Source organism: Citrobacter sp. RHBSTW-00599, from assembly GCF_013784065.1.
In the GTDB taxonomy this organism is placed as follows: Bacteria; Pseudomonadota; Gammaproteobacteria; order Enterobacterales; family Enterobacteriaceae; genus Citrobacter; species Citrobacter braakii.
This window is the reverse complement of record NZ_CP056717.1, coordinates 707,232-725,729: the sequence shown is the minus strand read 5'-3', so window position 1 is coordinate 725,729 and position 18,498 is coordinate 707,232. Positions and strand designations below refer to the sequence as shown.

The 18,498-nt window shown below is 52.0% G+C and carries 19 protein-coding genes; 4 read left to right on the top strand and 15 right to left on the bottom strand.

Annotated elements, in window-relative coordinates; genetic code table 11:
- Window position 1: 1 nt before the first annotated feature.
- Window positions 2-1,864, bottom strand: a complete 1,863-nt coding sequence (gene gss / locus HV243_RS03515) for a bifunctional glutathionylspermidine amidase/synthase (RefSeq protein WP_047358635.1) — start codon at window positions 1,862-1,864, stop codon at window positions 2-4.
- Between the two features lie 153 nt (window positions 1,865-2,017).
- Window positions 2,018-4,306: an FdhF/YdeP family oxidoreductase gene (locus HV243_RS03510; protein WP_053388762.1), complete on the bottom strand. Its 2,289-nt coding sequence runs from the start codon at window positions 4,304-4,306 to the stop codon at window positions 2,018-2,020.
- A 218-nt stretch (window positions 4,307-4,524) separates the two neighbouring features.
- Between HV243_RS03510 and yghU the strand changes: the two genes are divergently transcribed.
- Window positions 4,525-5,391, top strand: coding sequence for a glutathione-dependent disulfide-bond oxidoreductase (gene yghU / locus HV243_RS03505; RefSeq protein ID WP_053388761.1), 867 nt, complete (start codon window positions 4,525-4,527; stop codon window positions 5,389-5,391).
- 50 nt (window positions 5,392-5,441) lie between these two features.
- Here yghU and hybG read toward each other — a convergent pair whose 3' ends face one another.
- The 11 genes from hybG to yghX all read right to left on the bottom strand — a co-directional run bounded on the left by hybG (window position 5,442) and on the right by yghX (window position 15,310).
- Complete coding sequence (hybG, locus tag HV243_RS03500) at window positions 5,442-5,690, bottom strand: hydrogenase maturation factor HybG (RefSeq protein ID WP_003024459.1); 249 nt, start codon at window positions 5,688-5,690, stop codon at window positions 5,442-5,444.
- Window positions 5,691-5,720: 30 nt separating this feature from the next.
- Window positions 5,721-6,062: a hydrogenase maturation nickel metallochaperone HypA gene (gene hypA, locus HV243_RS03495; protein ID WP_047358638.1), complete on the bottom strand. Its 342-nt coding sequence runs from the start codon at window positions 6,060-6,062 to the stop codon at window positions 5,721-5,723.
- Window positions 6,055-6,543, bottom strand: coding sequence for a hydrogenase-2 assembly chaperone (gene hybE / locus HV243_RS03490; RefSeq protein ID WP_016154490.1), 489 nt, complete (start codon window positions 6,541-6,543; stop codon window positions 6,055-6,057). The genes hypA and hybE overlap by 8 nt, the downstream gene beginning before the upstream one ends.
- A complete protein-coding gene (locus HV243_RS03485; protein WP_016157468.1) occupies window positions 6,536-7,030 on the bottom strand; it encodes a HyaD/HybD family hydrogenase maturation endopeptidase in 495 nt (164 codons plus the stop codon). The genes hybE and HV243_RS03485 overlap by 8 nt, the downstream gene beginning before the upstream one ends.
- Window positions 7,030-8,733, bottom strand: coding sequence for a hydrogenase 2 large subunit (gene hybC, locus HV243_RS03480; RefSeq protein ID WP_003024476.1), 1,704 nt, complete (start codon window positions 8,731-8,733; stop codon window positions 7,030-7,032). Before hybC ends, HV243_RS03485 begins: the two co-directional genes overlap by 1 nt.
- Complete coding sequence (gene hybB, locus HV243_RS03475; RefSeq protein ID WP_016154492.1) at window positions 8,730-9,908, bottom strand: Ni/Fe-hydrogenase cytochrome b subunit; 1,179 nt, start codon at window positions 9,906-9,908, stop codon at window positions 8,730-8,732. The genes hybC and hybB overlap by 4 nt, the downstream gene beginning before the upstream one ends.
- The gene (gene hybA, locus HV243_RS03470; RefSeq protein ID WP_003828357.1) at window positions 9,898-10,884 is read right to left on the bottom strand and encodes a hydrogenase 2 operon protein HybA; all 987 of its coding nucleotides are present in this window, start codon (window positions 10,882-10,884) and stop codon (window positions 9,898-9,900) included. The genes hybB and hybA overlap by 11 nt, the downstream gene beginning before the upstream one ends.
- A 2-nt stretch (window positions 10,885-10,886) precedes the next feature.
- A complete protein-coding gene (hybO, locus tag HV243_RS03465) occupies window positions 10,887-12,005 on the bottom strand; it encodes a hydrogenase 2 small subunit (protein ID WP_016154493.1) in 1,119 nt (372 codons plus the stop codon).
- Between the two features lie 189 nt (window positions 12,006-12,194).
- Window positions 12,195-12,482 carry a DUF2623 family protein gene (locus HV243_RS03460; RefSeq protein ID WP_016154494.1) on the bottom strand — a complete coding sequence of 96 codons (288 nt, stop codon included), beginning with the start codon at window positions 12,480-12,482 and terminating at the stop codon, window positions 12,195-12,197.
- Window positions 12,483-12,567: 85 nt separating this feature from the next.
- Window positions 12,568-14,208 carry a methyl-accepting chemotaxis protein gene (locus HV243_RS03455; protein ID WP_053388760.1) on the bottom strand — a complete coding sequence of 547 codons (1,641 nt, stop codon included), beginning with the start codon at window positions 14,206-14,208 and terminating at the stop codon, window positions 12,568-12,570.
- A 214-nt stretch (window positions 14,209-14,422) separates the two neighbouring features.
- On the bottom strand, window positions 14,423-15,310 hold the full coding sequence (gene yghX, locus HV243_RS03450; RefSeq protein ID WP_053388759.1) for a YghX family hydrolase: 888 nt from the start codon (window positions 15,308-15,310) through the stop codon (window positions 14,423-14,425).
- Window positions 15,311-15,465: 155 nt separating this feature from the next.
- On the opposite strand from yghX, the gene HV243_RS03445 reads away from it, so the two are divergent.
- The gene (locus HV243_RS03445; RefSeq protein WP_053388758.1) at window positions 15,466-16,506 is read left to right on the top strand and encodes an aldo/keto reductase; all 1,041 of its coding nucleotides are present in this window, start codon (window positions 15,466-15,468) and stop codon (window positions 16,504-16,506) included.
- Between the two features lie 68 nt (window positions 16,507-16,574).
- Here HV243_RS03445 and HV243_RS03440 read toward each other — a convergent pair whose 3' ends face one another.
- Window positions 16,575-17,078: a hypothetical protein gene (locus HV243_RS03440; RefSeq protein WP_016154498.1), complete on the bottom strand. Its 504-nt coding sequence runs from the start codon at window positions 17,076-17,078 to the stop codon at window positions 16,575-16,577.
- Between the two features lie 104 nt (window positions 17,079-17,182).
- On the opposite strand from HV243_RS03440, the gene HV243_RS03435 reads away from it, so the two are divergent.
- Both HV243_RS03435 and HV243_RS03430 read left to right on the top strand, forming a co-directional pair.
- Window positions 17,183-17,587 (top strand): hypothetical protein, encoded by a 405-nt coding sequence (locus HV243_RS03435; RefSeq protein ID WP_046276175.1) that lies wholly within the window; start codon window positions 17,183-17,185, stop codon window positions 17,585-17,587.
- Window position 17,588: 1 nt separating this feature from the next.
- The gene (locus HV243_RS03430; RefSeq protein WP_053388757.1) at window positions 17,589-17,996 is read left to right on the top strand and encodes a hypothetical protein; all 408 of its coding nucleotides are present in this window, start codon (window positions 17,589-17,591) and stop codon (window positions 17,994-17,996) included.
- Window positions 17,997-18,067: 71 nt separating this feature from the next.
- Here the strand turns inward: HV243_RS03430 and exbD are convergent, their stop codons facing one another.
- Entirely contained in the window at window positions 18,068-18,493 is a 426-nt protein-coding gene (gene exbD / locus HV243_RS03425) for a TonB system transport protein ExbD (protein WP_016154501.1), read from the bottom strand.
- Between the last annotated feature and the right edge of the window lie 5 nt (window positions 18,494-18,498).

The following is an 18,498-nucleotide window of genomic DNA, read 5'->3' as shown; positions in this document are numbered from 1 at the left end:
ATTACTCTTCCTTCACTACAATCAGCGGCTCGATATCGCTCTCTTTTTTAATCACCAGCGACTCATCGCCGCGCAGGCAGGTCCCCCCATAGTTACCGCCTACGGTGAAGGTACAAACCTGAATATATTTACCAGCAATTTTTGGCAGACACCAAAGCTGCTGATAAATGTTCTTCTGCTCGGCAAACTTACCGCTGGTTTTATCCAGTAACTCTTCCTGATGGCTCACCAGATCGATGTTGCTGCCACAACGTCCTGCAATAGGTTTCACTGCATAACCGGTTTGCGCCAGCTCTTCATTAACAGTGAAATCAGTATCAAGCAGATAGCGGTGGTGTGGGAACAGTTGCCACAGGATCGGCAGAATCGCTTTATTACCAGGGATCACCGTCCACAGAGGTTCAAAGACCAGCACTTCCGGGCGCAGCAACACGTCGATTAAACGCACTTCCTGATTCGTATGCCCGGTACGAATTGGTACCGCGGCGTACTCCGTTTCACTGACCTCTCGCACCTGCTCAATCGCGGTTTCCCACGCCCAGGTTTTCCAGACGCAGTTCACCAGACGACCGTCCCCGTCAATCAGCTGACCGGCGTCATCCCAACGTAGCTCATCGAGGCCACGCAGAATTTTACTGTCAAACCCGGCCTGACGTAGCGCCTGCTGCATAAACTGAGCGTGGTAGTTTTCCTCTATATCTTTATCCTGCATGATGTGGACAAAAGGACGCGCGCGGCTGTGCTTCCAGGCCCCCGCCAGTTCGTTGATCAATCCTTCAGCTGGGTTGTGTCCCTGTCCTGTATAGCCCTGCTCGGCCCATCTTTCGAGGATCAAACCAGCTTCGGTATGGCACGATGCGGAATCGGCGTTGTACTCATACACCTTCAGTCCGCGTTCATCCATACAGAAATCCATACGTCCCGTAATCATATGATGCCGACGACGCTGCCAGGAAAGGCGCAGACGCGGCCAGAGGATTTTCGGGATATCGAACAGCGCCAACAGGTTGTCATCTTTCAGCACTTTGTCGGTCGCGTGCAGATACATCAGGTGCAGCTCGTTGGTGGCTTTGATCAGCTCCTGCTCTGCACTCTCGGTAATGGTGAAGTACTGATGCGGATCCTGATTAATAACGTGGCCGTTCGCCAGCACGTAGGCTTTCTGCAGCGGGTCCTGTTCATCAAGCCATTTACCGTCAAACTGCCCGTTATCTTCCAGTCGCGCGCCGCCAATTCTCAACGAGTCGTTGGCGATCTCCGGCTGCGGCAGGCTGTCACGGGTATCATCGGTCTGGATCATCCAGCCAAGGATGGTGGTGTCGTCAAAGGTATCACGCAGGGTGTAACAACCGTTTTCAACCACCATCTCCAGTTCGCGGGTCCACTGCTGTCCGGGAGGCAACGGCGTATGGAGCACGTTCTGTTCGGCAATACGGATTTTGTTTTCCAGCAACTGGGTGACGACCGCCACATGGCCGGTATCGTTAAACTCACCGCCTTTTTGCCAGATAAGCAGAGCACCGGCTACCGGCGCGCGGGGTGAACCATTCGGAAATGCCTGTAACGGCAGGATATTGTCATTCACCACTTCGCGTAGAAAGCGTAAGGAAAAGATCTCCCAGGCCATGCCCACATCGGTGAAAACCACGCCATAATTAAGGAAGAGAAAGCGGCGTGCGAACTCTACGCACTGCCATTTGTGGCCCATGTATTCGTCGTCGATATAGCTGCGAAATGCCGCATCATCGTCGTAGTCCCGTGGGTCGAGGGAGCTGTAATCTGAAGAGTAGATTGCTACGCCGCCTGGGGCGTAGCCCAATAATGTCCCGAATGGGGCATCCTGACTGGTCGTTCCTTTGCTCATGCACCTTACCTCAAAACAATACAGCCTGAGCAGGTTGGCGTGAATTTTTCGCTCTGATTGCCTGCTCTGCGACACTAACCGGACAGAGGTCAACATCATCATACACCTCAACGCAGCGGCTGGCGCTCAGAGGCGAAAAATTCACAGCAGGAACTACGCTTTTGTCACGGTGACCGGTACGCTTTTATACGCCGGAGTCAAACTTTGTGTGTCCACCGCATCCAGCGAAAGCAGGACATTCGCTTCTGGCAGATAAGCGCCTATTGAGCCCACCGCCATGTTGTAAATCACCACCGTCAAGCCGCACATAATACGATCCGCACAGGGCTGGCCGCGGTCGTCCAGCGCCTGAACGTTGACCACATCTCCCTGGCTCAGATCGCGAGTCGCCGCTTCTTCAGCGCTTAAAAACACCACATCCCGACGACCGGTAATGCCACGGTAGCGATCGTTCATACCATAAATAGTGGTGTTGTATTGATCGTGGCTGCGCAGCGTCGCCAGAACCAGTGCATCGGCAGGCTGATTCTCTCGCTCTACCGCCCGCTGATGGCTGACGATAAAGTTGGCTTTACCATTCGCCGTTCGCCATTCACGGCGCGAAGCGGGCGTATCCATACGAAATCCGCCCGGCTCGGCAATACGGGCATTGTAATCGTGGAACGCCGGGATCACGGCTTCAATGGCGTCACGGATCAGCGCGTAGTCCCCGGTTAACGCTTCCCAGTTGATCGGCGAAAGCGGCAGAGTAGCGTGTGCCATGCCCGCCACAATCGCGGGCTCCGATTTTAACCAGCGGGAAGCTGGCTTCAGCGCGCCGCAGGAAGCGTGGACCATCGACATCGAGTCTTCGACGGTCACCGACTGGCTCCCCGTCGCCTGAATGTCGCGCTCCGTTCGACCTAATGCAGGCAGCAGGTAATTATGCTTTGCCAGCAGCAAATGCGATCTGTTCAGCTTGGTCGCAACATGGACCTGCAGATCCAAATTTTTCATCGCCGCAAAGGTGCGCTGCGGCTGCGGCATCGCCACCGCCAGATTGCCACCCATGCAAATGAGCGCTTTTGCCTCTCCCCGTTCGATGGCCCGAATACTCTCCACGCTGGAGCGGCCATGTTTACGCGGCACACGGATAGAAAAATGCGTCTCAAGGCGCTGCAGGAAGTCTTCGGATGCCGCTTCGTTGATCCCCACGGAACGGTCGCCCTGCACGTTAGAATGACCGCGCAACGGGCAGATCCCCGCCCCAGGCTTACCCATATTGCCTTTCAGCAGCAGCAGGTTTACCAGTTGCTGGACGTTCTCAGTACCGTTTTTATGCTGGGTGATGCCCAGACCATAACAAATAATAGTGGCACGAGATTTACTGTAGCTGTGTGCCAGGTCCTCCATCTGACTGCGCGTCAGGCCCGAGTCCTGTTCCAGCTCCGCCCAGTTATGCTGACGTAAGTCATCATACAGCGCTGCATATCCAGCGGTATGCTCATCGATAAACGCATGATCGAGTGTCGGTTGCTGATCCAGTAAGATCCGCGCTTCATCCATTTCGATCAGCGCCTTCATGATGCCTTTGAGCAGCGAGGCGTCACCGCCCATTTTTACCTGGTAGTAGTCGTTGCTCAGCTGCGTCGACTGACCAGTGAACATCTCTTTCGGGCTTTGCGGGAAACTAAAGCGCTCAAGCCCCCTTTCGTTCAGCGGATTGATAGAGATAATTTTAGCCCCGCGTTTGGCAACGTCGCGTAAGGTGGTCAGCATACGTGGATGATTAGTGCCAGGGTTATGCCCGATACAAATCACCAGATCGCAATGGTCAAAATCGTCAAGTTCAACGGTCCCTTTTCCAAGGCCAATGGCCGGCGTTAGCCCTGCGCTGGTCGGTCCGTGGCACATGTTTGAGCAATCAGGAAAGTTGCTGCTGCCATATTCACGGGCAAATAGCTGATACAGGAACGCCGCTTCATTTGACGTTCTGCCGGAGGTGTAAAACTCAACCTGCTGGGGTGAATCATAGCTGCGCAGACGCTCGCCTATCTCCTGGAAGGCGATATCCCAATCCACCGCCTGCCAGGTATCTGATGCTGCATCGTATTTCATCGGATGCGTCAAACGACCGATATTTTCCAGCTCATAATCGCTGTAGTGCCAGAGTGTGGAAACCGGGTGACGGCTGAAAAATTCCGGTGACGCTTTTTTACTGGTTGTCTCCCAGGAGACCGCCTTAACGCCATTTTCGCACAGCTCCATTGGCGCACGGTGCCCTGGGTCCGGCCACGCACAGCCCGGACAGTCGAACCCTTTCACCTGGTTCATTTTGAACATCGCGATAATGTCGCGGGCGACAGCCTTTTGCGAAAACACCGAAGCAGTGACGGCTTTTACCGCGCCCCACCCACCCGCCGGGCCCTGATAACCGCTTACTCCTGGAACACCATTTTTCATTATTACTGCTTATTCACCGCCAATTTTTAATGGTGAATACGGTAGCAATTTCCGTCCAACATTGATTTCCTCTTCATGGAGTACGGAGCGGGTACAATGAACGGGTTAGATTTATCTTCCCCTTTCAGCACAAAGCGACATAAAGTCCCAATCTGTTAAATTGAGTTCTACCTAACTGCTACACTGCATCAACACAACCACTCAGAAGGCAGGTCAATATGTCAGACAATACCTATCAGCCCGCGAAAGTCTGGACGTGGGAAAAATCGAACGGGGGCGCATTCGCCAATATCAACCGCCCGGTTTCCGGTGCCACCCACGAGAAAACGCTGCCGGTTGGCAAACATCCGCTGCAGCTCTATTCGCTGGGTACACCAAACGGGCAGAAAGTGACGATTATGCTGGAGGAGTTGCTGGCGCAGGGGGTGAAGGGCGCGGAATACGATGCCTGGATTATCCGCATTGGCGATGGCGATCAGTTTTCCAGCGGCTTTGTTGAGGTGAATCCGAACTCGAAGATCCCGGCGCTACGCGATCACTCGCAAAACCCACCAGTTCGCGTATTCGAATCTGGCGCAATCCTGCTCTATCTGGCGGAAAAATATGGTTATTTCCTGCCGCAGGATTTGGCAAAACGCACCGAAACGCTGAACTGGTTGTTCTGGTTACAAGGCGCAGCGCCGTTCCTCGGCGGAGGCTTTGGCCACTTCTATAACTATGCTCCGGTAAAAATTGAGTACGCTATCAATCGCTTCACCATGGAAGCCAAGCGCTTACTCGACGTGCTGGATAAACAATTGGCGCAACATCAGTTTGTGGCCGGAGATGAATACACCATTGCCGATATGGCGGTCTGGCCATGGTTTGGCAATGTGGTTCTGGGCAACGTCTACGACGCAGCAGAGTTCCTTGACGCAGGAAGCTACAAGCACGTACAACGCTGGGCAAAAGAGATTGCAGCGCGTCCGGCGGTTAAGCGTGGTCGTATTGTAAACCGCACTAACGGACCGCTGAACGAGCTGCTTCATGAACGCCATGACGCCAGCGACTTCGATACCCATACCGAAGATAAGCGCCAGAACTAAAATAAATTGCCGGATGGCAACCGCTATCCGGCAATTTCATTCAGGATTTGTCACGCGCTGGTGACGTCGTACTCCATGCGGCGAAGTGCGTCTAACGTGGCTTTAGCTTCATCTTCATCAATGATGCTCATGGCGAACCCTACGTGCACCAGCACCCATTGCCCGACCAGCTCAGCTGTATCACCTTCACAAATCAGGGCAATATTGACATCACGTTTGATGCCGCACACTTCAACCTGCGCAAGCTGGTGAATATCTTCACCAACGGCCAGAACCTGACCAGGGACTCCAATACACATATCTGACTCCGCCCCATAGCAACCTATGGGTTATTCGACTTCAATACTTTTCACTTTCAGTGAATCGCCAGCATCAACCCGCAGGCGATCGCCCTGACATTGTGGACACTGCGCATCATGCTGGGTGATTTCCACTACCTGACTGCAATCCCAGCACCATGCCAGGGCTGGCTTGTAATCAATATGCAGCTCACAACCCTGAGCCAGCGTCCCCTGACAGACGATGTCGAAACTGAAACGAACGGCGCTCTCTTCAACGCAGGAGAGCGCCCCGATTTCCAGCCAAACACCGGTTACACGTTTGACACCGTGCTGCTCTGCCTGCTGTTGAACAATCTCAACCGCGCTCTGACAAAGGGACAGCTCATGCATTTTCGCAGTTCCGACGACCCAGCAGCAACGCGCGGCGATTAAGCTGCGGCGCATTCGGATCGCTAACCGGCAGCGATAACAGCATTCGCGCGCAATCGTCAGTCAGACGCATGCCTTCTTGCGCCGACATACTGTGCGAAAGCGGCGACATCAGTGAGCAGGAAAGGTATTGCGATACGCCCTCCAGTTCACCAACGGTAAAGGTCATCTCGCCATACGGCAGACGCAGTCCGATTTTTTCGCTGACTTTACGCACCGGCCAGATCTGGTCCGGTCCGGGGAAAATCAGTGCGCTGAGCATCCAGGGCGTGATAACACACCCCGTCCACTGTCCTTCAAACAGCGTAAATTCAGAGACATATACCGGCATGTTCGGATGCAGGAAAGAGAGATCGTGCATTGAACGCCGGGCAACCTCTTCAAACGCTGCCTGAATTTGCATCTTCGGGGCCGTCTGAAAACCGACAAACTCCTCAGACATGAGCCGCCTCCCGCGGGATCGCTTCAACACCTGATTCGCGAAGCGCGGCAAGAACCTGCTCAAGCGCAGGTTCAATCATCGCTTCAACCGTTGGCGTTAGTCCGATATGCGGCTCCAGCGATTCCGGAATAACACCGACTAACGTCAGCTTTTTCGGAAACTCGCCGGTGAAACGCAGGGCCGACAATACGTCGGCCAGACCAAGCTGGTGCGGTGAGATTTTGTTGGTAAACAGCGCCGGGATCTCTTCATCCCGCAGGACCATCATCGTTCCTGGCGTGTTTTTCTTCGACACAATGGCGTCAGCAATGATCAGATGATCTCTGTTCGCCATATCACCGAGAAGCTCCATCCCAGCCGTACCACCGTCCAGAACATCAACAAAGTCTGGCAGGACGTACCGTTGTTCTAATGCCTCAACGATACGTACCCCGATGGCTTCGTCGGTCAGCAAAATATTGCCGACCCCTAAGACTAATATCCGCATTACAGAACCTTAACTGAGACCACTTCGTTCCCATCAACGTCCACCACATGCACCGCACATGACATACAAGGGTCGAAGGAGTGAATGGTACGAACCACTTCCAGCGGTTTGTTTGGATCGGCAATCGGCGTACCTACCAGCGAGCGCTCATACGGTCCCACTTCATCATTAAAGTTACGTGGGCCAGAGTTCCAGGTAGACGGTACTACCGCCTGGTAGTTGCTGATAATGCCATCTTTGATCACCATCCAGTGAGACAGCATACCGCGCGGCGCTTCGAGGAAACCGACACCTTTAAATTCACCCGTTGCCGGGATATCCGGTTTCACGAAGGTGGTGTGGTCGCCTTTGCCGATGTTCACAATCAGCGCGTTGTACTGATCCTGCAGAACGTTCTGCAGTTCACAGCAGTGAACGGTACGGCCAATAATACGGCCCAACGTAGAGTGCAGCTGTGACACTTCGATAGTTTTACCGGTCAGCTTGGTGTAAATCGCGATGATTTCATTCAGCTTGGCATGGGTAGACTCGCGTTTGGCCGCCAGTTTACACAGCATGTTGGCCAACGGACCCACTTCAACCGTTTTACCGTAGAAGGTCGGTGCTTTAACCCAGGAGTACTTGCCGTCATCTGACCAACCGGTGTAATCAGGAACCGTTGTGCCTTCCCACGGAGCCTGCGGCGCTTCGTCTTTGTACCACGCGTGTTTCGCACTCTCCTGAATCCCTTTGATCAGGTACTCATCGGAGTGAGAGGTGATCGGACGATAGGTCGACAGATCTTCATTGGTGATGTAACCACCCGGGAACAGGAAGCTGCCGTTTTTACCGTCAGTCGGGAATTCCGGTGCGCTCAGATAGTTAACCGCACCTTGACCACGTTCCAGCCACTCAGGGTAGAACGCAGCAATCACCGCGGTATCAACCTTGTAAACCTGCTCAACGAAGTCGCTCAGCTTATCGATAAAGGACTTGATATACATCAGGCGCTCAAGGTTCAGCACGCCAAGGCCGTCGAGGTTAATTGGGTTAGCAACCCCGCCTACCGCCAGGTTCTGAATGTGCGGCGTTTTACCGCCCAACAGCGCCACAACACGGTTAGCATCACGCTGGCATTCCAGCGCCTGCAGGTAGTGAGCGACCGCAATCAGGTTCACTTCTGGCGGCAGTTGCATTGCCGGGTGACCCCAGCAACCGTTGGCAAAAATGCCTAACTGACCGCTGGCAACAAGGTCTTTGATCTTGTTCTGAACCTTAGTGAACTCTTCTGCGCTGTTCAGGTGCCAGGAGGACACGCCGTTCAGCATGGCAGACGCTTTCGCTGGATCTGCTTTCAGTGCAGAGGTGATATCCACCCAGTCCAGCGCAGAGAGCTGATAGAAGTGAACAATGTGGTCATGCGTAGTGTGCGCGGCCAGAATGATGTTACGGATATACTGTGCGTTCACCGGAACATCAATATTCAGCGCGCTTTCTGCTGCACGAACGGAAGAGATAGCGTGAGTGGTAGTACAAACGCCACAGATACGCTGCACAATCATCCAGGCATCGCGCGGATCGCGGTTTTTCACGATCTCTTCCATGCCGCGCCACATGGTACCGGAAGCCCATGCTTTAGATACCACGCCATTTTCGATTTCGCAGTCGATGCGTAAATGACCCTCAATACGGGTTACCGGATCAATAGTAATTCTCTGGCTCATGCTTTGCTCGCCTCATGACGATTTTGATCGTTTTGTTTTAAAGGAGGAAGTATCGGCAGTAGACGAATGAGTACGATGTATGCACAAATCTCAATAGCCACAAAACCAATAGAAATCAACAGTTCTTCCCAGGTCGGGAAGTAGTGGTAGCCACCACCAGGATTGAACGCCACCAGCGAATAGGACAGACGCCATGTCGCACAACCCAGCAATGCGCTCAGCGCAGACAGATACAGCATGCGTGAGTCGTTACGCAGCTTAGTGACGCGCAGCACCACCAGCGGGAAGACCATCAGCACGACTTCAATCCAGAACATCAGGGAGTAAAGATCGCCTGAGAACGCATAGGACAGCTTGTCGCGATAGATCAGTTCGCCAAAGCGCAGAACCACGAAAATCGCCAACAGCACACTGATGGTATTCGTCAGCTTGATGAACAAACTTTTCTCGTCCGGACCATTACCTTTCAGCCCGGCTTGTACCAACGAGCCTTCAAAGATGACGATCGAGAAGCCCATAATAAAAGCGGTTAATACGGAGAAAAGCGGCAACATTTCATAAGCTTGCCATAGCGGATGCACTTTATAGCCCGCAGAAATCATCAATGAACCCATTGAAGACTGGTGCATAGTTGGCAGCAGCGCGCCAAGGGCAATAATAAAGAACATCACTTTGTTCAAACGTTTGAGAGAAACTTTCCACCCCAGACGTTCAAACAGAGCCGGAGCAAATTCCAGCGCCATGATGCCGATATAGATGGTCATACAGACCGCCGTTTCGAACAGTACCGAGTTCACGTTGAAGTGGCCCGGAATGTAGAAATACGGCAGGTTCCAGTAACGACCGACGTCAATGGTGATCGACAGACCACCCAGCGAGTAGCCAAACAGGCTCGCCAGCAGCGCCGGACGTACCAGTGGATGGTATTGTCCTCTGTTGAAAACATACACCGCCCACGCCAGCGCCCAGCCACCACATGCGAAGCCGGTACCAATCAGCAGGTCAAACGCGATCCATACACCCCATGGGAAACCGCCGTTCAGATCGGAGACTGAGCCCAATCCGAAGACCAGACGTTTCACGATCAGGAGCATACACAGGACGATAAGCGGCCCAAAAATAATGACCGGTTTGCTGATTATTTTTCCGCCCAGCGGTTTAGGATCATGACTCATGATCGTCTCCTCCATCGTGATGGTCGTTTTTCGTGTTACGACGAACCAGCACGGTTAAGCCCGCCAGCGCAGCCAGGGGTAATATCATGCCCTTGTACAAGGAATGTTGAACATGTTCGGAACGCGCACCGGTTGAAAGATCATCCAGTTTCGGCAGATCCAAATCCTCGTAAGGAACGCCCGTCAGTACCATAACCTGTGTACCACCACCCTCTTTCTCGCCGTACAGATGGGGGTAATACTTCGGTACCGTATGCAGATAGGTATCGCCTGCTTTCACCGTCTGACGCGGATAGTGGTATTCGCTGCCAGGCTTCAGCGCGAGACGTTTTTTCGCCTCAGCCATCAGCTCTTCACGCGTACCAAAAATCACCGCACCAGCAGGGCACACTTCAACACAACCCGGTAAACCGCCTTTGTCCAGACGCTCAACACCTTTCTGGTTACACAGTTCACATTTGTGAAGCGCACCAAACGGGTTGTTGTAGTCATACTTAGGCACATTGTACGGGCAGGCGACCATGCAGTAACGACAGCCCGTGCAGACATCTTTGTCATAGTGGACGATGCCAGTTTTCGGATCTTTCTTCAGCGCGGAGACCGGGCAAACGGAGACGCAGTTCGGATCGACACAGTGCATGCACTGCTTCTTAATGTATGCGTAGCCGTTTTCTTCCTGGTCTTTGTTAACGCCTGTTCCGCTACGCCACACCTGGATGATGTTATTGGTATACGGTGACAGTTTGTCGTTGTTCGACCAGGTCTGCTCGCCTTCCGGGTTACGCGCCGGGAAGTTGATATCCTGACACTTGGTGACACAGGCCTGGCAGCCTACGCACAGCGTCGAGTCATAGAGCATCCCAAGAGAACCAGGGATCGGCGGACGGTTTTCTGCAGCCGCATGGCTGATGGACGGCGCAGCGCCCAACAGCAATGCCCCGCTGGAGGCTGCTTTAATAAAGTTACGTCTGTTCACGGTTATTCTCCCCGTGAGTCAGCGTTATCTTTCTTCTGCTGACGCCCCAGTTCACGAACCGCCATCACGCTGACACCGGCAACCAGTCCTACTACGCCACCAAGCAGCCCAATCGCCCCGGCAGAAATATTGCCGCCTTCTTTCATATTGACGTCAGGTTTCTCGGAACGCGGTGTTTGGTTTTCCACATGAGCAAGCTGGTGAATACCTTTATGGAAACCCACACCTTCTTCGTTACAGCCGTAGCAAGGGTGACCGATAGCCACCGGCCACACGCCGCCAACATCGCAGAATTGCAGCGTTGAGCAGTTGCCGTAGGTTTCTGGTCCTTTACAGCCCAGATGGTAGAGGCACCAGCCTTCACGGTGACCTTCATCGCCAAACTCTTTAGCAAAACGACCTGCATCGAAGTGCGGGCGACGTTCGCAGTGTTCGTGAATCAAACGACCATAGGCAAATGTCGGACGGTTTTTGGTATCCAGCTTCGGCGGCTTACCGTAAGTGATGATATGCGCGACCGTTGCAAGGAAGTTGTGCGGGTTCGGAGGACAGCCGGGGATGTTGATGATGGTTTTGCCTGGCAGAACTTCCTGCAAGCCGACGGCACCCGTTGGGTTAACGCCAGCAGCAGCAACACCACCCCACGCGGCACAAGAGCCGATGGCAATGATAGCGGCAGCACCTTCTGCGGCCCGGCGGATGTGATCTACGATCGGCTCACCGGCAACCATGCAGTAAATACCATTGTCTTTCAGTGGGATTGAACCATCTACAACCAAAACATATTGCCCTTTGTACTTCTCCAGAGCGTTATGTTTATTCTCTTCGACCTGGTGGCCGAAAGCGGCAGAGAGTACCTCATGGTATTCCAGAGAGATTGTCTCCAGAACGAGGTTTTCCACTGTAGGGTGTGTCGCGCGAAGTAGCGATTCAGTACAACCCGTACACTCCTGCGCACCAATCCAGATAACCGGTGGACGCTGAGGACGAGAAACTGATTCGGCCATTTCTGCGGCGGCTTTGCTACTGAGCCCCATGGTAGCGGCCAGTGCTGCACAAAGCTTCATGAAATCACGGCGATTGATGCCGTTCGAATTGATGAGAGAGTTATCTCCAGTCATTTTATAGTTATTCCGTTGCGAAGACCTGGCTTTTATTTTGCACCTTTCGCATGTTGCATATTGCGATCGGCGCGCCATTTACCACACTTTTTATATGGTTATGTGCATTATAATACTTCGGCGGAGCAACAAAACGAAGGCGTAGGTCAATAGTGTAATTAATTAAAGCAAGATAATACCCCTTTCGGATCAAGCTTCGAGACGATAGCCAGCCATGAAAAAACGAATTGTTGTACTGGACTGGTTCTCTTTAAAGAAATCCATAACCATCTCTTTATCCAGCCCATAGCGACGCGTGAGGATCCCCGCTTCCCACGCGCTGAGCTGTCGATCGCCCGTTTTTTCAAACATTCGATGAGAAAATCCCAGCACAAAACCGCGTTTATAATCAGCACAAAAATTGGCCGCCGTGCGTGCGCTATCCGCACTTGACGCGTTTAATCCGGCCATCAAGCCTTTTCCAAAATGGTTGTCCATGCATAACCTCCAATCGCTATATAATAAATTATATAGCGATTTTTTAAGCAAAGACCAGAGGTATCACGTACTTTTTTATGCCCGCTTAAAAGGACACCCATTCATCCTTTTTAGCGGCTGCAGACGTTTTGCTGTCTGCTGAAGGGGAAGCGGTGCTGGCGGCGGCGTACTGCACATCGTTTGCTGAAAGGCGGAACTGTTGTACCGAGCGTTGCAGCTCTTCCGTTTGCCGTTCAAGCGCCACAGCTGCGGCGGAAACTTGCTCTACCAGCGCGGCGTTCTGTTGCGTTACGCTGTCCATCTGCGTGATCGCCACGCTCACCTGCGAGATGCCCTTATTCTGTTCTTCTGAGGCAGAAGCAATTTGCTTCATGATAACGGTCACTTCGGTGGCTCCGCGCAGAATCGCCTCCATGGTTAATCCCGTCTCTTTAACCAGTCGAGCGCCCTGATCGACGCGACGCGACGATTCGCCAATCAGCGTCTCAATCTCTTTCGCCGCCCCGGCGCTACGGCTGGCAAGGTTACGCACCTCACCGGCAACAACGGCAAAACCACGCCCCTGCTCACCTGCTCTGGCAGCTTCAACTGCCGCGTTCAGCGCCAGAATATTGGTCTGGAAGGCAATACTATTAATAACAGACGTAATTTCCGCGATCTGTTTAGAGCTGGCGGCAATGCCGTCCATCGTCTCAACCACTTCTGAAACCAGGCTGCTCCCTTTACCTGCCGTCTCTGTCGCCGTATCGGCAAGCTGGCTGGCTTCACGCGCATTTTCGGCGTTCAGTTTTACCGTTGCGGTCAGTTGCTCCATGCTGGCAGCGGTCTCTTCCAGCGCCGCAGCCTGCTCCTCAGTACGCGATGAGAGATCGTTATTGCCGGTGGAAATTTCCGTAGCCCCTCGCCAGATGTTGTCACTACCTGAGCGAATTGTACTGACGGCTTCGCGCAGGCTGTCCTGCATCGCGCACAATAACGGCACCAGTTGGCCCACGCAGTTACGGCCAAAATCTTCGATTGGATGGCTGAGATCGCCCTGAGCAATCTGCTGGAACTGCTGGCGGATACGTCCCAGGGGTTTCACCATCATGGCGACGAGGTAACGATCTGTGAAGAACAGGAGAGCAATACCGAGGATCACGGCGGTAATAATTAGCGTCCGGATGATAGACGTTTTGCCATCAACCATGACGCGCGTGGTATCAAGCCGCTTACCTGCCGTGGCGTTAAAACGTTCGGCACTGGCGCCAAATTCACGGCTCAGCGCTGGCGTAACGGTGCTGGCATGCTCCGCAAAGGCCGTAAGCGTGCCCTGCTGCGCCAGTTGCATTTGCGGAATCACCCCGTTATCCAACAGCGCCTGCCACTTCGTCAGTACCGCCGCGGCAACGTCCGGATCCATAGGCCCCGGAGACAACGTTTTCATCTCCTGGAGTTTTTTGCTCATATTCTCCAGGGACTGCTGCGCTGGTGCAAAATTAGGCGTTCCGCCGCTCATTTTGACATCCATGGCGCGACTTAAGCGCGTTACGAAGCGAAAATACTGATCGTTCCCCTGACTGAGGACCGTCATCTGATGGACAAGATGACGGTCAATATCATTGCCTTCAGATATTTTTGATAAAGAATGAAGACTGAATAAACCCACGCCCGACCAGAGCAGGCAAAAAAGTCCCAGTATTGCCAACATGACAATACGAATAGTGAAGTTTTTCAGCAAACGCATAATAATTTCCTTGCCGTTGATGAGGAATTCGCCATCAGGCGATACTTATCCTTGTTATCGGCAGGCAACAGAGAAGATATAATGCATTCTTTATTTTTTTACTTTCTTAAGTGCATCCAATATTATTTACACTATATCAACATGAATGCTAATGAAATTAGCTAGCATTATTATTCAGATAATTAACCTGAAGCATTAAATAATCCCTTGTTTTCTATCGTAAATATTTGTTAAACCATGCAAGAGTACGCTCCCAGGCCAAATCAGCGGTAGCATTATCATAACGCGGTGTCGAGTCATTATGAAAACCATGATTAACGCCGGGATAGATATATGCCTCATAGACTTTCTTATTGGCTTTGAGCGCCGCTTCATAGGCAGGCCATCCCTCATTAATTCGGGTATCTAATTGCGCATAGTGCAGTAATAAAGGCGCTTTTATTTTAGGGACATCTGATGCAGGAACCTGACGCCCATAAAAAGGCACTGCGCAGGCCAGTTCAGGAAAAGCAACGGCTGCGGCATTCGATACGCCGCCACCGTAGCAAAATCCGGTGATACCCACCTTTCCCGTCGCGCCTGAATAACGCTGCATAAATTCAATGGCGGCAAAGAAGTCGTTCATCAGCTTTACCGGGTCAACCTGCTGCTGCAACTCCCGACCTTTATCATCATTGCCAGGATAGCCCCCTACTGAACTTAATCCATCAGGCGCGAGTGCAATATAGCCCGCCTTCGCCACCCGCCGTGCCACATCCTCAATATACGGATTCAGCCCACGATTCTCATGCACCACCACTACCGCCGGAACTTTCCCCGTCGCTTTCGCAGGTTTAACCAGATACCCACGCACATCACCATGCCCTTCAGGTGAAGGATAAGTCATGTATTCCGCCAGGATATCAGGATCGGTGAACTCCACCTGCGTTGCGAGGGCATAATTGGGTTTCAACACATTGAATAATGCCAGCGCCGTCATACCACCGACTGCATATTTCGCAGCAAGATTGAGAAACTCGCGTTTCGTTATTTTGCCATGAGCGTAATAGTCATAGTAGTCGAGCAATTCTTGCGGAAAGTCTTTGGCAGTTAGACGCGACATGGCAGCACTCCGGATCGATGTTTTTTTAAGCAAAGCACAGTGGTCTGTTTTTGCCCAGTTTTTCATTCCAGTGTGACCTGGTGAACGGGATATTCACCATGAACCCGCTAGAATAGAAACGTTGTTTCGAAATTCACCTGCACTAAGGAGATCTCATGGACTGGTTTGCCAATCCTGAACGTTACGAGCAGATGCTCTATCGCTACTGCGGGCGCAGCGGTTTACGTTTACCCGCGCTATCACTGGGTTTGTGGCACAGTTTTGGGCACGTTCAGGCGCTGGATTCACAGCGCGCTCTGCTGCGTAAAGCATTTGATTTAGGCATCACGCATTTTGATTTAGCCAATAACTACGGGCCGCCTCCGGGCAGCGCAGAAGAGAATTTTGGCCGATTATTGCGCGAGGATTTTGCACACTATCGTGATGAACTGATCATCTCCACCAAGGCAGGCTATGACATGTGGCCAGGGCCATACGGTTCTGGCGGTTCGCGCAAATACCTGCTCGCCAGCCTCGACCAGAGCCTGAAACGCATGGGCCTCGACTATGTCGATATCTTCTACTCGCACCGCGTTGACGAAAATACGCCAATGGAAGAGACCGCCTCAGCGCTGGCCCATGCGGTGCAAAGCGGTAAAGCGCTGTATGTCGGCATTTCATCCTATTCTCCGGAGCGTACGCAGAAAATGGCCGAGCTGATGCGGGAATGGAAAATTCCGCTGCTGATCCACCAGCCTTCTTACAACCTGCTTAACCGTTGGGTAGACAGCAGCGGTCTGCTGGATACGCTGGAATCCAACGGCATGGGCTGCATCGCATTTACGCCGCTGGCCCAGGGGCTGCTGACGGGGAAATACCTCAACGGCATTCCGGAAGGTTCACGCATGCAGCGTGAAGGGAAAAAAGTTCGTGGGCTGACGGAAAATATGCTGACGGAAGAAAACCTTAACAGCCTGCGTTTGCTCAATGAGATGGCGCAACAGCGCGGACAGTCGATGGCGCAAATGGCCTTAAGCTGGCTGCTGAAAGACAATCGGGTAACGTCGGTATTAATTGGCGCCAGCCGACCGGAGCAACTGGAGGAGAACGTTCAGTCATTGGCTAACCTGACGTTCAGCGCCGAAGAACTGGCGCAGATCGATAAGCATGTCGCGGATGGTAAGCTGAACCTGTGGCAGGCCTCATCTGACAAATAGCCGTTTGTAACTCTGTGCCGGGAAGCGGCGTTAGCCTCCCCGGCACGTAACAGGGCCAGCCAATCCCTTCACACCTCTTCCGCTTTGATCTCTGGACGTTGAAATTCCGGCCACACCAGCGCGACAAGCGCAGGATAAGCCTCCAGACTGAACTCCCTGAAGCACTGGCGTAAGTTAAGCACATCCAGATCGGCATGCGGGACTTTCTCACCGCTCAGACAGCGCTTTTTTATATTGTCGTAATATTTATACACCGCAGAGTTGAGATCGCTACAACGCCGCTGTGCATCAAATAGCCCTGGCGTCTCATTTAGCTCCACCATTGTCATCCGCTTGATCGTTGAGTGGATAAAATCGATATATTCGTGATTAACGCGCCAATACCATACTGGGGTAATCGAATTCATCAGTACCGAAAAATGATCTTCCCCCTCTTCTTTACTCAGCATTTCCGGCTGGTTTTCAGAGTGCCCATTTTCTGCATATCGGTTTTTATTTGCACTGCGCATCAACAAAAGTACCCCGCAGGTAAGCAATAGCAGGGTAATAACAGAATAAAATATACTGTTCATATACTGGCTCCATTTTTTTTGATTTTAAAATTACGCCATGCTATTGTCAACGCAGCCTGGTTTATTTAGAACAACATATCATTGGCATCAAAGGATATTTCAACATGCTTCCCGAGCATCTTGTTCCCTCGCGTTTTCACTTATCCAGCTCATCTACTAATACCAGTCCCACAGATAATAGTGAAAATTTGACTCAGGGAAAGAGAACATTAAGCGATTACGAACCCGATATTTTGATTAGCTCTACAGCTAACGGCCAGGCGCGCAATATGTTATTTGAAGAGTGCGATCGCCATTTAAAAGAGCGCCTGTTTCGTGCCGCAAAAATTGAGTCCTTCACTCGCCTGCTCAATTCACTACAAGCGGAAGGCGACATTAACGCTCAAGAATTAAGTAAAATTTTATCGACAAAAACAGCCAGCGTAAATGAACAGGGCAATAAAATTTGGCTTAATTTAATTACGCGTGAGACCAGCGATCCTATTTTTTATTCTCTGGAAGAGAAATAAAATGAAAGATGTTGAGGATAATAATGTTTATTTGGCTTTAGATGACCATAAAAGCGATGAGTTTGTCTTAAAGCAAAATTTGGCCGTATTGATTGCCAATAAAAATGCGACGTTGGAAAGCGTTGCCCAGGAGATGGTTTCTATTCCCGCCGCGCTGGTGCGGATGAAATGGCAAAATCGTCGCGAAATTTATGCGCTACAGGCTAAAGAAGAGATCTATGGCACCGCGATTGAAGCCATTATGGAGCAGCAACCAGAACTACGGGACAAAATCATGGCCCGGCTGGAGAGCACATACCAGCATATACTCAAGCGAGAAACAGCCACCTTACGCCTGACGCGTAAACTGTCTGAAGGGAACTACGAACCCACCAGGATAACGGCAGTCGCACTGGATGAGGACAGATAAGGGCGTGTGGGGAGAGCTGAATCAGGAGAGGAAGGCCGGGTAAGGCAACAACCATTACCCGGCAATCAGGATTACTTCGCTTTCACGGTCTCTTCACCGACCAGACCAATCTTCAGGAAACCCGCCTGATGCAGCGTATCCATAACTTTCATCATGGTTTCATAATCGACGGTTTTATCCGCACGGAAGAAAATCGTGGTGTCTTTCTTCCCATCGGTCAGCGTATTTAATTCGCTAATCATGGTGTCATCCGTCACCTGATTGTTGCCAATAAACATACTCTTATCGGCTTTAACAGACAGGTAAACCGGTTTTTCCGGACGCGGCTGCGGCGTGCTGGTGGAAGCCGGGAGATTCACCTTCACATCCACCGTTGCCAACGGTGCGGCCACCATAAAGATGATCAATAAAACCAACATAACATCGATAAACGGCGTCACGTTGATTTCATGCATTTCACCGTTATCGTCCAGGTTTTCATTAAAGCTCATTGCCATGGAAC